Raw genomic sequence first — 15,853 nt, forward strand, 5'->3', positions numbered from 1 at the left:
CACATGACTGCCACTCAAACCAAATTTCCCATCGACCTCAACGCATACACACCCCTCAAACTCGACCCGAACGTTTCCCAACTGACCGACGACCAACGGGAAACCCTCAAAGCCAACATCCAACTGATCCGGGATGCGATCGTCTTCTTCACCGCCACGGGTGCCGCCCGAGGCGTCGGCGGACACACCGGCGGCCCCTACGATACCGCCCCCGAAGTCGCCATTCTCGACGCCTTCTTCCGAGGCAACCCCGACCAGTTCGTCCCCGTCTTCTTCGACGAAGCCGGACACCGCGTCGCGACCCAATATCTCATGGCGGCCATTTACGGCGAACTCCCGGCCGAACAACTCCTGCGCTACCGCGAAGCCCACTCCAAACTACCGGGACACCCCGAACTCGGACTGACCGACGGCATTAAATTCAGTTCCGGTCGCTTGGGACACCTCTGGCCTTACGTCAACGGCATCGCGATGGGCAACCCCGATCGCGTCGTGTGCTGCCTCGGTTCCGACGGATCGCAGCAAGAAGGCAACGACGCCGAAGCCGCCCGCATGGCCGTTTCCCAAAACCTCAACGTCAAACTCTTCATCGACGACAACGACGTCACCATCGCCGGCCATCCTTCCGACTACCTCAAAGGATTCAGCGTCGCCAAAACCCTGGCCGGTCACGGACTCACCATCCTCGAAGGAGACGGCGAAGACCTAGACGACCTCTATCGTCGGATGTGCCAAGCCGTCACCACCTCTGGCCCGGTGGCAGTGGTCAACCAACGCAAAATGGCTACGGGAATCGACGGCATCGAAGGATCGCCCCACGGTCACGATGTCATTCCCGTCGATGCGGCAATTAAATATTTAGACGCCAAAGGACGCAGCGACGCCGCCAACTTCCTCAAACAAATCGAGAAGCCCAAAAACCCCTATACCTACATGGGGTCGGGAGATAAAGTCGGTTCGAAGCGCAACGTCTTCGGCGAAACTGTAGCCTCGATTCTGTTGGAAAAAGACGCCGAAGAACGCAAACGCAACTTCCTCTGCATCGACAGCGACTTAGAAGGCTCTTGCGGGTTAAAACAAATTCGCCAAGCTGCCCCAGACATCTTCGTCAGCGGTGGCGTCATGGAACGGGGGAACTTCTCCGCTGCTGCCGGATTCGGTATGGAAGACGGCAAACAGGGAATTTTCGCCACCTTCAGCGCCTTCTTGGAAATGTGTATTTCCGAAATCACGATGGCGCGGTTGAACTATTCCAACGTCCTCTGTCACTTCTCCCACTCGGGAATCGACGACATGGCGGACAATACCTGTCACTTCGGCTTGAACAATATGTTTGCCGATAATGGGTTAGACGACGGCTACGATACGAAGTTGTACTTCCCCGCCGACGCCGGACAGATGGCCGCTTGCGTCAAAGCGATATTCCACGATCGGGGAATGCGCTTTATCTTCTCGACGCGATCGAAAGTTCCCAATATTCTGGATGCGGACGGAAACGACTTTTTCGGCGAGGGTTACACCTTCACCCCCGGAAAAGATGAAGTGATTCGCGAAGGAACCGCCGGGTACGTCGTCAGCTTCGGCGATGCGCTCTATCGCGCCCTCGACGCCGTGGAACGACTCAAGCAAGAGGGAATTGATGTCGGGTTGATTAACAAACCGACGTTGAACGTCGTGGACGAAGACGCGATCGCCAAAATCGGCGCGTCGCCGTTCGTGTTGGTCGTCGAAGCCTTCAACCGTCGTACCGGACTCGGAAGCCGTTTCGGAAGCTGGTTACTCGAACGGGGCTTGACGCCGAAGTTCGCCCATCTCGGCACTCATAAAGAAGGTTGTGGCGGCTTGTGGGAACAGTATCCCCACCAAGGCATCGATCCCGATGGCATTATCGCCAAGGTGAAAGAACTCGTCGGCTAGTCACCCGTCGCCAGTCGTAGGGTGCGTGACTTGAAAAATCGGGTGTCGATCGGTCTTCACGATCGATCTGTCACGCACCACCAATGTACACCGCCAACAGACAAGGGTGCGTGACTTGAAAAATTGGGTGTCCACTGTGAGAACCTATCATCGTCACGCACCTTTTACAGTGAGCCGCGAAGCAGTGAGCCGCGAAACAGTGAAGACAGTTGACAGTTGCTCCCCTTCTCCCCCTCTCCCCTTCTCCCCCTCTCCCCTTCCCGAACGCGATCGCGCTAAACTGGACTCTTGCTTACGGTTTAGATCGATACGATGACCTCGAAGGAAAACGACACCGCCAAAACCTCAAAATGGGGGCAGTTTTGGCGAGACCATGGCGAAAATATTCGGATTTTGGGAATCGCGTTAGTGTTGGCGTTGCTGCTACGCACGTTTGTCGCCGAACCTCGCTATATTCCCTCAGATTCGATGTTACCGACCTTAGAACAGGGCGATCGCTTGATCGTGGAAAAGATTTCCTACTATTTCAATCCCCCGCAACCGGGCGATATTCTGGTGTTCAGTCCGCCGCCCCAACTACAGCGTCAGGGGTTTCGTCCCGACCAAGCGTTTATTAAGCGAGTCATCGCGCGATCGGGGGCGACGGTTCGAGTCTCTCAGGGAACGGTGTATATCGATGGACTCCCCTTACAGGAAGACTACATCGCTGAAGTCCCGAAATACGATTGGGGACCGGCGACAGTTCCTCCAGACAGTTTGTTCGTGATGGGGGACAATCGCAACAACAGTAACGATTCCCACGTTTGGGGCTTTTTACCGCAGGAAAACGCGATCGGTCGCGCCTGGTTCCGGTTTTGGCCGGTCTCTCGTTTGGGAAGTGTCGTGGAGAGCGATCGCCCCCTCGAGAATGCGATCGCTCTTGACAAATCCACCGAACGGTAGACGCTGACAGCCCTCTCGCCGCGTTAGTCTTTCAGTAAGCCGTAAGCCGGAGGACTGTCTATGAACGCCCCCAATACTCCCCAAACCCCCGATGCAACGACGCCTCCCGTACGAAAAGTCGAAGACGCCGTGAGCGATACGAAGCCGATGGTCGATCGCCGAGGGGTCGATAATATGGCCGCAGAAGTGGGTGCGGAACTCGAACCAGAAGAACCGCTACACCTCAAGGACAAACTCGAAAAACGCGACGAGGAACGCTGGCAACTCGATGCAGATTCGGCGCAACTCGGCGGGAGCGACCCCCATGCAGACACCGAACCTGTTTATCGACGAGATGACCTCGACGAACTCCCCGAGTCCGCCTCCCCCGAGAATGCCAACCCCAAACGATAAGTCGAAAAGGTTAGATTTATTAGATTTTCGAGTTGGACTGTAACCGTTTGCGAACTTGACCGACGACCCCTGTTAGGATTGCACCCCCCATTAACAAACCGATAGCGGGGGTAAACAGGGGTTCCCAAAGTCCGTACCACAAATCTAACCCGAGGTCGATTCCCGAGGCGCGACCGGCGACCGCAACGGCCAGCCACGCCAAGCTAAACAACACGAAAAAGAAATCGACCACTAATATCCAATTAAGCCACTGAATCACTTTATCCATGCGATCGCTCCGTAAATTTCAGATGAGGAGACGAGAGAACAGTCACCAGCCTTTTACAGCGAGCAGTGAACAGTCAACCGTCAACAGTGGTAGGGTGCGTGACTTGAAAAATCGGGTGTGAATCGTTAGACCGATCGATCGTCACGCACCGACTCAGAATTTCTCCCCATCCCATCATCCCATCATCCCATCATCTCCCCGGCTCAATACCGAACCCGAGGGTCGATCCAAGCATTGAGAATATCAATACAAATACTAACGCCAACGACGATCGCCGCAAAAAAGACGACAATTCCTTGAACGGTAGGATAGTCTCGTGCCGAAATCGCTTCGTACAGGCGACTGGCTAACCCCGGCCAAGAAAACGTCACTTCCGTTAAAATCGCGCCCCCCAACAGCGCAGCGAAGGTCAACCCGAACACCGAAATCGTCGGAATGAGAGCGTTTTTCAAAGCGTGAGCCACTAAAACGCGCCCTTCTGGAATTCCCCGCGCCCTCGCCGCTTCGACGTAATCGCTTTTGAGGGTTTGCTTGAGATTGACCCGCACGACTCGCTCGAAAATACCGCTGAGTAAAATGCCCAACGTCAAGCAAGGAAGCGCCAAATAATGCAAAGCGGCGAAAAGCTGTTGCGGAGAACCCGCCAAGAGGCTATCGACTAAATACAATCCCGTTACCCCTGCGGGAGCGGGAACGCCCAAGGGAAATCGGGTGCCGAGGGGAAACCAACCCAACTGTACGGCGAAAATCAGTTGCAACAACATCCCCATCCAAAACATGGGAACTGAGTACGTGAGAATTCCGAACAGTCGTCCGCCAACGTCCCAAGGCGTATTGGGGCGCGACGCCGACAGCATCCCCACGCCTACCCCCACCACCGCAGCCACGAGCATGCTCCCCACAGCCAGTTCGATGGTGGCGGGGAAGAAATTTCCGATAATTTCCCAGACCGTTTGACCGCGACTCGTGGCCGATTCGCCGAGGTCGAATTGCAACAGTTGGAGGAGATAGCGACCGTACTGTTGGGGAAGAGACCCCGCTAAGCCCAATTGTTCGCGTAATTCGTCTTTAAACGCTTCTGGGGCGCGAGGTCCGAGAATGGCATCGACGGGATCGCCGGGAGTCGCACGTAAGAGCAGGAAGACCACTGTGGCGATCGTCCACAACATTAATGGGGCTAAGAGTAACCGAACGAGAACGTAACTTTGTAGGGCGCGGGAACGAGACATAGGAATCGTGAAGGTTCGAACGCGGGAGATTTTTAACGGGAAAGATTCGTCCGTATTTTCGCGGAAGCTGGTAAATTTTACTAGACCCCTCCAGCGATCGCAGGTATCGAAAGTGTTTGTTATCCTACAATAGAACGTTACAAAAAATAGTAAGAAACACTTAGCGAAACTAACAGTTTTTTGAAGGTAAAAGCGGGAGATCGGCAAACGGGGTCTGTTAAAGTCTCAGGTCAATGATAGGGCGAATGCGCGTCAAACGATCGAGCGGTGCGGTCGGTGTCATATGTTCTAGGACGAGCGATGTTTCGTGCCTTCCTCGCTATCCATTTTTCCTAACTGTTCGATAGCCTCCACAGTTCCTATGACTGATAGTTCCCTCGAATCTCAACATCCGAATATCGGAGCGATGGCTAGTCCGATCGAACCCGATCGCCTGCTCGAACGTATGACAGAAGCCGTCTGGTCGATGGACGTTACCAGTCAAACGGTATTAAGCCTCAATCGAGCGGGCGAGCGGCTTTATGGACGATCGCTCGAGCAGTTCCAACAGGATCCGACTCTTTGGTTCGACGCCGTCCATCCCGACGATCGCGATCGCGTCGTGGAACGGTGGCTCGATCGCCGAGAATCCGAAGCCGTTGTCGAATACCGCCTCGTCCGTCCCGACGGTGAAGAACGGCGCGTTCGCAGTCAACTGTGGAAGGTCAGCGATCGCAACGGCTTGCGCCTCGAGAGTCTGACTACAGACCTCACGGAATATCGCCAAACGCAACAACAAAAACTGCAATTCGAGAAACTGGCAGCCAACCTTCCCGGTATTATCTATCAATACGTTCTCCACTCCGACGGCTCTCACGAATTTTCCTACATCAGTCCCGGCGCACGACACCTCTACGAAGTCGAACCCCTCGAGATCCGAGAGGACGCCGATGCCATTTGGCGTCTGATTTACACCGAAGATGTCTCGGAATTTCAAGCCTCGATCGCGCGATCGGCACAAACCCTGACCATCTGGACGCACGAATGGCGTAACTATACCGCCTCGGGACAACTCAAATGGATTTCGGGCATCGCCCAACCCGAACGCCAAGAGAATGGCGATATCGTCTGGGACGGCATTTTACTCGACGTGACCGAACGCAAGCAGGCCGAAGCCGAACGCGATCGCTTCTTTACCTCCACCCTCGATCTCATCTGTATCATCAGCTTCGACGGCTACTTCAAACGCCTCAATCCCACTTGGGAAAAAACCCTGGGCTATTCTCTGAGCGAATTACAGTCGATTCCGTACATTCACTTCGTCCATCCCGACGATCGCGATCGCACCCGCATCGAAGCCGAACGCGTCGCGCAAGGTCGCGATGTCGTCTGGTTTGAAAACCGCTGTCTGACTAAAGACGGCGACTGTCGTTGGCTGGCGTGGACGACGACCTCCTTTCCCGACGACAAAACCTTTTACGCGATCGCCCGCGACATTACCGAACGCAAACTCGAAGAACTCGAACGGGAACGCCTCGCCGTCATCGTCGATACCACCACCGATTACATCGGAACCGCCGACCTCAATGGCAATGTTTTGTATTTAAACCGAGGCGGACGCCAACTGATGGGGTTGACTGCCGAAGAAGAAATCGAACGATATCACGTTCGTCAGTTCCACCCCCCCGAAGCCGCCGAACGGCTGATGTCCGAAGCGATTCCCACCGCCCTGGAACGGGGAATTTGGCGAGGCGAAACGACAGTTCTCGGCAGCGACGGGACAGAAATTCCTGTCTCCCAAGTCGTTATCGCTCACGGCGTCGCAGACAGCTCGCAATGCTATCTTTCCTCGATTATGCGGGATATGTCCGCCGAAAAAGCCTCCGAGAAACGCCTGCGCCAGCAAGAACAGTTTTTACGCACGATTTACGATAACGTCGGCAGTCTCGTGTTCGTCCTCGATCTCGGTGAGGACGGACAGTTTCGCTATGTCGGATGGAACGCTATGACCGAGAGGAATTCGGGGATCGAGTCTGCCGAGGCCAGTGGAAAAACTCCCCTCGAAGTGTTCGGCGAAGACGTCGGCAGCCAAATGAACCAGCATTATCTCGATTGTGTCGTGCGCGGCGCTCCCGTGACCTATGAAGAATGTATCCCGCTCGATGGGGGCGAGGTCTGGTTTCAAACGACGCTGACTCCCTTGTTCGACGGACGGGGAACCATCGAACGCATCATCGGAACGGCCAGCGACATCACCGATCGCAAAAACGCCGAACTCGCACTGCAAGCCTCAGAAACAAAATACAAAATACTAGCACAGCAAGAGCAAATTGTCAACCAACTCGCCCGCCAAATTCGTCTATCGCTCGATTTGGACGCGATTTTAGAGACGACGGTGCGGGAGGTGCGATCGCTGTTGGGGGTCGATCGCTGTTATTTCTTGTGGTATCACGAAGACGTTGAAAATGCGTTTGGCGAGCCGTTTTTCGAGCTAGTCGCCGAGGATAAAAACGTCTTGCTCCCCAGTCGCATCGCCTGCTATCCGCGCCACGTGGTCGAACCTCTAGCGGCGATCGTCACGCAACGCCAACCGTTTCGGATCGACGACGTCGCTCGCTTGGACGACGGCGAGATTAAAACGCTTTTGGAGGAGTTCGATTATCGATCGCTCTTGTTGTTGCCCGTACAAACCGAACGGGGCGATTTGGGCGTGTTAGCCTGCTCCTACGAAACCGACAGTCAACCCTGGGACGAAGTCGCGATCGAACTGCTCGAAGCTGTCTGCGATCGCCTGGCGATCGCCATTCAACAAGGATGTTTGTACCAACAGTCTCGGGAAGCCGAACGTCAGGCGACGGCAAAAAGTCGGGAACTCGAGCAAACGTTGCGACAACTGCAAACCGCCCAGGCGCAACTGGTACAAGCTGAAAAAATGTCCTCGCTGGGTCAGTTGGTGGCCGGAGTCGCTCACGAAATCAACAATCCGATCTCGTTCGTGTTCGGCAATTTAGTCCACGCTCGCGAGTACCTCAACGATTTGCTCGCCCTCATCGAGCTGTTTCGCCAAACCTACGACTCCACGCCAGCGATCGAAGCCGAACTCGAGGCGATCGAGTTCGATTATCTCGTCGACGATCTCCCGAAACTTTTCGAGTCCATGCAAGCGGGAGCGGTGCGAATTCGAGAAATCGTGCGATCGCTGCGAACGTTCGCACGTCTCGACGAATCTGAAGAAAAAGACATCGACGTCCGCGAAAGCTTCGACAGTACCCTCACGATTCTCGCGAGTCGCCTGCGCGAAACCCCCACGCACTCCGCCATCGAGGTGGTCAAACGTTACGGCGACTTACCCCGCGTTTACTGTTTCGCCGGACAACTCAACCAGGTGTTAATGAATCTCCTCATCAACGCGATCGACGCGTTAGAGAGCCGCCGCACTACCGAAGGAGGAGCGACGATTACGATCGCCACAGAAGTCGTCGAGGGCGATCGCGTGCGCTTGAGCGTCTCTGACAACGGTGTCGGTATGACTCCTGAGATTTGCGATCGCATTTTCGATCCGTTTTTTACCACCAAACCCGTGGGGAAAGGAACCGGGCTGGGACTCTCGATTAGCTATCAAATCGTCGTCGATCGCCACGGGGGGGCGTTAACCTGTCAGTCACGTCGGGGCGAGGGAACCACGTTTGTTGTGGAAATTCCGGTCTCGAAAAGCAAAAACTCCTCCCTGTGAGTTCGTCAGGGAGGAGATCTTGACGCTCTCCCCCCAACCCTAGCGGGTATGGTCGGAGATTCCTGTTTCACTGGCTCATGCCTAGATAAACGAGCAAGCCCGAATACCCCCGGTCAGAACGCCTTCACAGGCTGTTTGTTTAACGTCCACGATGCGCCCCACCGCAGACATAAGCGAGAATCAAATTCTCTTGACAACACCAACTGGCGATTTTGTGGTTTACCTCCACCACGGGTTTTTCGGGTGTTGCGAACCATACCCTTAGGATCTTAAAGACCGTTTCCGGTAAGGCAATTTTACCAGTTTGTTCGTTTCGGCGCTATCCCCTTCTCTCGCTATCGCATTGTTCAGGGGATGCACCGAAACTCACCGCCGCTTCACCACCAACCAAGCCTATTGGCTATGGTTGGAGCGCTGCGACGAATCTTGGTAGCTTCTCAGTCCTTCTACCAGAGAGGGAGGCGGCACTCTCGCCTACTGCCAGGAACTTCTGCCTTGGCAGCACCCCAGGTCATTTCTGCTTGTGGGCTTGGGTTGAAATTTCTGATGCCAACTTTTTGCCCGTTCCCTACATTTATGAATCGGGTGATGCCGGGACTGACCGGTTCAGTTGTACCTTGCCAAGCGGGTCTTGTATCTACCCAGGACTCCAGAGTTCTTGTCGGGTGGGCAATAGTGCCGTACTTGGCTAACTTTGATTATAGTACATTGTTGTCCGCCGCTAATTATCGATTCACCTTACGGTCGAATCGTAGGATGCGCGGCGGTTCTGCTCAAACTCACCTACACCTCGAGGACTTCCTCGAGCATTAATTTCGAGTGTTTGAGTTGTTCGGGAATTTGAATCGGGTAATCTCCCGTGAAACAGGCCGAACAGAAGCGATCGCGTCCCTGTCCCGTAGCATCGAGCATCCCTTCCCAACTCAAATACGCCAGAGAATCCACGCCGATTTGCTCGCGAATTTCTGCGACGGATTTCGTTGCCGCAATCAGTTGTTTCTGATCGTCCGTGTCGATGCCGTAGAAACAGGGATGCGTCACCGGCGGCGACGACACGCGCATATGAACCTCCGTCGCACCGGCTTCGCGCAACGCCTTGACTAGCTTACGGCTCGTAGTACCCCGCACGATCGAATCGTCCACGATCGCAATCCGTCGACCCTCCAATACATCCTTGAGCGGATTCAACTTCATACGAATTCCCGACTCCCGCATATGCTGCGTCGGCTGAATGAACGTGCGTCCCACGTAGCGGTTCTTGATCAACCCTTCAGCATAAGGAATACCCGAAACCCGCGAAAAACCGATCGCCGCTGGAATTCCCGAATCGGGAACGCCGATGACCATATCCACGTCTGCCGGAGACTCTTTCGCCAAAATCTCACCGATGCGAATCCGATAGCTGTAGAGACTTTCGCCGTTCGTCATACTGTCGGGACGGGCGAAGTAAATATTCTCGAACACGCATAGCTTCGGCGTGGACTCGTCGGCCCACATCCGCGAGGAAATGCCGTTTTGGTTGGCGAACACCATCTCGCCCGGTTGCACCTCTCGCACGTAACGCGCACCGATGATGTCTAACCCGCAGGTTTCCGAGGCAAAGACGTAATCGTTGAGTTCGGTGTCCAGTTTGCCAATGACGAGAGGACGTACGCCGTGGGGATCGCGGGCGGCGAAAATGCCGATCGGCGTGCCGAGGGTCAAGCTAAACGCTCCACGACAGAGTTTTAACGCGCTGGCAATGGCATCGTGCCAGTCTTTCCCGCGATCGACCTCCGTGGCAACGGCCAAGGCGATCGCTTCTGAGTCGCTGCTCGTCTCGAAGTCGCAGTTGCGGCGATCGAGTTCTTCTCGCAACTCTCGGATGTTGACAAGGTTGCCGTTATGTGCTAAGGCGAGCGTTCCTAGCCGAGTTTCCACTAACGCCGGTTGAGCGTTTCTCACGTGGCTCGATCCGGTGGTTGAATAACGGTTGTGGCCGATAGCCATTTGTCCGGGCAGTCGGCTGAGAATTTCCTCGTTGAAGACGCGAGAAACCAGTCCCATGTCTTTATAACAATGCACCCGATCTCCCTGAAACGTCGCAATTCCAGCAGATTCTTGACCCCGATGTTGCAAAGCGTACAAGCCAAAATACGTCAGTTTGGCTACGTCTTCGTTCGGAGCGTAGACGCCGAAAACGCCACAGGCTTCTTCGGGTTTGTCCGGTCGGGTTTCGTCGCGGGAGAGGGAAGGGGTGGGAATCATTTTGATGAGAGCCGTTCCTAATGAGGGAGCGTATGGTGGAAAAACTGAGAGCGATCCACTTACACTGTATCGTTTTGTTACGTAAGATGCCAAAGTTACCGCTTACGCAAGCTTAATATTTCCTTAATTGAATCGCAATCTCGCGATAAAAGATCGGAAATCCACATTTCTACAAATTCGCAGCACGCTCGATCGCATCAACGATTGTTGCAAAGTGGCATTATCGGCCGGGGGCAATGCCAAAATGAAGCTACGCGATCGAAACACTCGACGGTTTCTTCCGGCAAAGTTTTCTAAAACAGAGTTCATGACGGAGTTGCGACAGAATCTCATTACCCGCGATTGGGTTGTCATCGCCACCGAGCGATCGAAACGGCCGAACCAATTCAGTAAAGACCGAACCGACACTGCTCCTCTTCCAAGCTACCAAGCCGACTGTCCGTTTTGTGAGGGTAACGAACACCTCACAGGCGTCGAACGGGCTAGACTCTGTGACGATCGCGGTTGGCGAGTGCGATCGGTTGTTAACAAATATCCCGCCTTTACTCCCGAAGGCGAACTTCCCGAACGTCGAGAACACAGTATGTTTCGATCGATGTCCGGCGTTGGCTTCCACGAAGTCATTATCGAACACCCCCGCCACGACGTTACCCTCGCCAAACTTCCCATTCACGACGTTGCCAACGTCTTACAAATGTATCGCCAGCGATACGCGGACATGAGACACGATCCTCGCATCTCCGCCATCATTATCTTCAAAAACCACGGTAAAACCGCCGGAACGTCCCTCGAACATCCCCACTCCCAAATCGCCGCTACCCCCGTCGTTCCCTATCAACTGCGGTTGCGAACCCAAGAAGCCATCCGCCATTTCGACGATCGCGGCGAATGTCTGTTTTGTCGCACGCTTTACGAAGAACTCGAAAGCCAAGAGCGGATTGTTTGGGAAAGTCAGCATTTCGTCGCCTTCGTTCCCTATGCTGCCTTATCACCGTTTCACCTATGGATTTTTCCCCGGCGTCACACCTCCTCCTTTGAAAACATCACCGACGAAGAAATCGTCGATCTCGCGGGAACGCTGAAAACGGTACTCTCCAAGCTCTATCTCGGCTTGAACGATCCCGATTACAACTACACGATTCGATCGATTCCTACAGACGAACACAAAACGGGATATTTCCACTGGTATCTGGCGATCGTGCCTCGCGTTTCCCTCACGGCTGGCTTTGAAATGGGTAGTGGAATGTTTATCAATACTGCCTTACCCGAAGAAAGTGCGGCGTTTCTGCGAGCGATCGAGGTCGCTTCGTCAGAGGGATGAGGTGAAGACAGTCACCAGTGATGAGATGAGGTGAGGTGAGGAGATGACGAGGTGAACGAACTGTTCGCGGCTTCGCGGCTCACTGAAGAAGCTCCCCATCTCTACCTCTCCTCTGATAGGCTTTAAGTTGTGTAAATTGTGTAACTCGATGCTATTTAGAGGAGGTTTCCTTGGAACGGACATTTGTGATGATTAAGCCGGACGGCGTCCAACGCGGACTCGTCGGCGAAGTGATTCGTCGCTTTGAAGCCAAGGGCTTTACGCTAACGGGTTTGAAGCTGATGTCGGTTAGCCAAGAACTCGCCGAACAGCATTACGACGTACATAAAGAAAAGCCGTTCTTCAAGGGACTGGTGGACTTCATCACTTCGTCTCCTGTCGTAGCGATGGTTTGGGAAGGGGATGGCGTCGTGGCCGGGGCCCGTAAGGTTATTGGTGCGACCAACCCTTTGACAGCCGAACCCGGTACGATTCGCGGCGACTTCGGACTTAATATCGGTCGCAATCTGATTCACGGTTCTGATGCAGTGGAAACAGCAAGCCGCGAAATTTCTCTGTGGTTCTCGGAAAAGGAACTCGTAACTTGGAAGCCGACGATGATGCCCTGGCTTCACGAGTAACGGGTAGTTCCAAGTTCAGTTGAGTTGAGGAGATGACCGGACGAGCGGACGATGCAACATCTCCTCATCTCCCCATCTCCTCATCTTCGAGAGAAATGTCGGGATTTCGTTTTGAAAATCCCCAGACGAAAATTATAGCGATCGTCGAAACGAGCATCCATTGAGGGGGAACGATATCGGTATCGATCGCCCTGACGAGGAGTCGCAAGCCGACTAGACCGACCGTGAGATAACCGGCATCTTCGAGGTGGGTGTATTCTTTGAGCCAGCGAATAAACAACCCTGCCATAAATCGTAAGGTAATCACGCCGATCGTTCCCCCCATGATGACGAGCCACAGGCGATCGGAAACGGCGATCGCGGTCGTGACGCTATCGAGAGAAAATGCTAGATCGGTCAGAGCGATGAGGGGAATGGCTTGCCAGAGCGAAGAGAATTGCGGTCCTTGGTGTCCGTCGTCTTCAGCTTCGCTGGACGAAAAATAGCTGAAAACGAGCCAGAGCAGGTAAAGGGCCCCGGCCACTTCAAACTGCCAAAACTGAATCACCCACGTGGCCGCGAAGATCAGAGAAATTCTCAGGATATACGCCACGAGCAAGCCGACGTTGAGAGCTTGACGTTGAAGTTTTAAATCCTCGAGTCCGCTGGCGATCGAGGCTAAGGCAATGGCATTATCAGCCGATAAAACTGCTTCGAGCGCGATTAAAACGACTAAAATTAAAATCGCCTCGATTTCAAGATTGGGGGAAATGTCGATAAGTCGATCTAGCATTAACAGTTAGGACCAGAACACCGCAAACAAACGACTGTAGGCTCGCGTTCGGACGACCGAACCTCGGAACAGACTTCTTCAAATAACCATAGCGTTTTACTGGTCATCTTGGGAGGAGGCGGTACGGTGAGGAGGGTAGAGTGAAGCCTCAAGCGTGAAGGTACTCCCGCAATACTCGAATCTCCGTCGAGTGACTCGGGGATCGCTCTCGAGACTCAACAAGGCTTCGGTCTTCCTGCGGCTCGAAACGTTGCGCCCTCAGTTGTTGGAGTCACTCTCACGCTATGTTGAGTTTTTTCGCTTTTTTGTGAAATATTATTACATTTAGCGTCAAAATGGGGAACTTTGACCGAGAGTAGTGAACGACTGACTCGATCGCAAAGGAGTTTAAGATTATGCCTTTATCTGACGCTCAAGTGTTAACGGCACTGGTTATCGCCCTTATTCCGGGAATTCTGGCGTTCCGTCTCTCTACGGAGCTGTATAAGTAAGTCTGCCAGTCGTCTGTTAAGGTGGGGGCATCGGGATCGTCCGTTTCCCCCCCTTTGCTTTGCGAAAACGAAGGCTAACCTCCAAGCGTCCATCAAAATTGTCCGGAGCGGGTTGCCAAAACGACGCAGTTTTGGTTCGATCTCGAATAAACCTCGAATAAGTTTTATCGCTGTTTCGTCTCACTTGCGCCGATCGCCGTATGAACGCTTTTCGTCCCGCTCCCGTCCGCTCGGTCGAATCTCCACGCCCTCGCCGTCCCCGCCGCCGCTCTTCATCAAAAGTCCGGGGCGATCGCGTGGCGCTTTGGGAAACGAGCTTAAAACTCGCCGCTGACGTGACGGTGAGCTTCGTTGCTGTCGCTGCATTGGTTCGTCTCGTTCCCAGCCACCTGACCAGTCGCGTCGAACTACAAAAGCTCGAAGCTGAAGTCGAAACGACCGAGCAGCGGGTCGAGGTTTTACAAGCTGAGTTCGGGCGCTACTTCGACCCGCAGCAGACGAAGGTGTTAATGCAAGAGGAAAGCCAACTTGTCGATCCCCATCAGCGACGGGTCGTGTGGACTGAGCCGAGAACTGAGCCGCCTAACCTGTAAAGCCGACGAACAAGACGGCGATCGCACCGAGTCCGGCTAAAATCGTGAGGACGATTCCGGCGTTGGGGCTTCCTTTCCAAGAGTAATTCTTCTCAGGCATGGTGCCTCCTTCAAATATTTAGCTTCAGCAAAAATGAGAGATTGCTGCTTTCTATTTTAAGAAATTTTACCAAAAATTTGGGTCTAAAGCCTCGCCCCCTTCGACTTGGCTCAGGGCAAGCCTTCGACTTAGCTCACTTCGACAAGCTCACTTCGACAAGCTCACTTCGACAAGCTCACTTCGACAAGCTCAGTGCAAGCAGTGCAAGCAGTGCAAGCAGTGCGAGCAGGGCAAGCCTTGCAGGGCGACTTTGCTATGATGTCAGAGAACTGGAACGGTATTTAACCAGTCTAAAAACCGAGCCTCTAATCGAGGCATCCGAACCTTGAAAACTAGAGTTAGCGGGTTCTGTTCGGGAAAGCTCCAACAGGTAAAAGCTCTAAGCAACACGGACATCTCACGGTGGCGAACTCGGTTCGCCACCCGTGTTCTCAAGTACAGAAAGTCAATTTTTCAGTAGATTATCAGGTACGGTAGGGCATACCGAAACCTCCTCTGTAATGGGGAAAACGTCTGGGGAGATAAACCCCTCTGGTACTTATTGGCAACAATGGGTAGTAAGGGTTGTCGCCGAACCAGAAATCTAGAACCATGAGGTCTGGAGAATCCCCACGCCTTCAGGCTGGGGAGTATGTCAAAGAAAGCGCTAATGTGGCGATAAACATCTGCCCGTTTCCCCAACCGCCTAAACTGGGTTGGTGCATCGATCGCACCTCCTACCGGGACTTAAACAAATTTCGATCGTGTTGCACTCTAATGATGCTGGTCAGTCACAATCCTGTCGTGGCAAGGATTCAAAAACCGAAGCAGCATTACTCCTCATTACCACCCAGATAATCTTTTACCTTCATTCCGTCTAAATTAAGGAGTTTTGTCATTAGTTTGAGTTCGGGGTTAGAAGGCATCTGAGTTCTTCAATTATAAATCGAGTCTAAATAATTGAATTTATTCAACATTAATCGATCGCTCTATGTCAATTTCTGCAAGTTTTACAGAATTTCGAGTTTGAATTTCAAATATCGAAACTGGGATTAAATTTATATTTTTTTGCATAATAAAATCGAAAGAGCCTGCAATTTTAAACCCACATTCCGCACTTCAACTTGTAGTACGCCAAGTAGCACGAGAAGGGGATGAAATTAGTCGGGAGTTGGTTAGGGATTAAGACCGAGAAAAAGAAAAATTCGGGTAAAAATGACATCTTAGAGAAAAATCGGTTGAGGAATGGGCAAGTTAAACTGTTCGGCT

Annotated in this window: 12 protein-coding genes; 8 read left to right on the forward strand and 4 right to left on the reverse strand. The window is 53.3% G+C overall.

Annotated features, from left to right (window positions below):
* Window positions 1-3 precede the first annotated feature (3 nt).
* The 3 genes from GEI7105_RS0114900 to GEI7105_RS30720 all read left to right on the forward strand — a co-directional run bounded on the left by GEI7105_RS0114900 (window position 4) and on the right by GEI7105_RS30720 (window position 3,252).
* Window positions 4-1,917, forward strand: coding sequence for a thiamine pyrophosphate-binding protein (locus tag GEI7105_RS0114900; RefSeq protein WP_017661240.1), 1,914 nt, complete (start codon window positions 4-6; stop codon window positions 1,915-1,917).
* A gap of 312 nt (window positions 1,918-2,229) precedes the next feature.
* The gene (lepB, locus tag GEI7105_RS0114905) at window positions 2,230-2,859 is read left to right on the forward strand and encodes a signal peptidase I (protein WP_017661241.1); all 630 of its coding nucleotides are present in this window, start codon (window positions 2,230-2,232) and stop codon (window positions 2,857-2,859) included.
* Window positions 2,860-2,919: 60 nt separating this feature from the next.
* A complete protein-coding gene (locus tag GEI7105_RS30720; RefSeq protein WP_017661242.1) occupies window positions 2,920-3,252 on the forward strand; it encodes a DUF6335 family protein in 333 nt (110 codons plus the stop codon).
* Between the two features lie 19 nt (window positions 3,253-3,271).
* On the opposite strand, the gene GEI7105_RS0114915 is transcribed toward GEI7105_RS30720, so the two are convergent.
* A complete protein-coding gene (locus GEI7105_RS0114915) occupies window positions 3,272-3,520 on the reverse strand; it encodes a DUF8620 family protein (protein ID WP_017661243.1) in 249 nt (82 codons plus the stop codon).
* A 203-nt stretch (window positions 3,521-3,723) separates the two neighbouring features.
* Window positions 3,724-4,749, reverse strand: coding sequence for an ABC transporter permease (locus GEI7105_RS0114920; protein WP_017661244.1), 1,026 nt, complete (start codon window positions 4,747-4,749; stop codon window positions 3,724-3,726).
* A gap of 361 nt (window positions 4,750-5,110) precedes the next feature.
* Here GEI7105_RS0114920 and GEI7105_RS0114925 point away from each other — a divergent pair, with 361 nt between their 5' ends.
* Entirely contained in the window at window positions 5,111-8,461 is a 3,351-nt protein-coding gene (locus tag GEI7105_RS0114925; RefSeq protein ID WP_017661245.1) for a PAS domain-containing sensor histidine kinase, read from the forward strand.
* Between the two features lie 783 nt (window positions 8,462-9,244).
* Here GEI7105_RS0114925 and purF read toward each other — a convergent pair.
* Complete coding sequence (gene purF, locus GEI7105_RS0114930; RefSeq protein ID WP_017661246.1) at window positions 9,245-10,708, reverse strand: amidophosphoribosyltransferase; 1,464 nt, start codon at window positions 10,706-10,708, stop codon at window positions 9,245-9,247.
* 307 nt (window positions 10,709-11,015) lie between these two features.
* Here purF and galT point away from each other — a divergent pair, with 307 nt between their 5' ends.
* Entirely contained in the window at window positions 11,016-12,029 is a 1,014-nt protein-coding gene (gene galT, locus GEI7105_RS0114935) for a galactose-1-phosphate uridylyltransferase (RefSeq protein ID WP_026097674.1), read from the forward strand.
* 170 nt (window positions 12,030-12,199) lie between these two features.
* Entirely contained in the window at window positions 12,200-12,649 is a 450-nt protein-coding gene (gene ndk, locus GEI7105_RS0114940; protein WP_026097675.1) for a nucleoside-diphosphate kinase, read from the forward strand.
* 64 nt (window positions 12,650-12,713) lie between these two features.
* On the opposite strand, the gene GEI7105_RS0114945 is transcribed toward ndk, so the two are convergent.
* Window positions 12,714-13,421, reverse strand: coding sequence for a MeeY/MeeF family manganese export membrane protein (locus GEI7105_RS0114945; protein ID WP_017661249.1), 708 nt, complete (start codon window positions 13,419-13,421; stop codon window positions 12,714-12,716).
* 395 nt (window positions 13,422-13,816) lie between these two features.
* Here GEI7105_RS0114945 and psaM point away from each other — a divergent pair, with 395 nt between their 5' ends.
* A complete protein-coding gene (psaM, locus tag GEI7105_RS0114950) occupies window positions 13,817-13,912 on the forward strand; it encodes a photosystem I reaction center subunit XII (protein ID WP_017661250.1) in 96 nt (31 codons plus the stop codon).
* 200 nt (window positions 13,913-14,112) lie between these two features.
* Complete coding sequence (locus GEI7105_RS0114960; RefSeq protein ID WP_017661251.1) at window positions 14,113-14,505, forward strand: slr1601 family putative cell division protein; 393 nt, start codon at window positions 14,113-14,115, stop codon at window positions 14,503-14,505.
* Window positions 14,506-15,853 lie beyond the last annotated feature (1,348 nt).

Origin of the sequence: Baaleninema simplex PCC 7105, assembly GCF_000332355.1 — a bacterium.
GTDB classification, from domain to species: Bacteria; Cyanobacteriota; Cyanobacteriia; order Cyanobacteriales; family Geitlerinemataceae; genus Baaleninema; species Baaleninema simplex.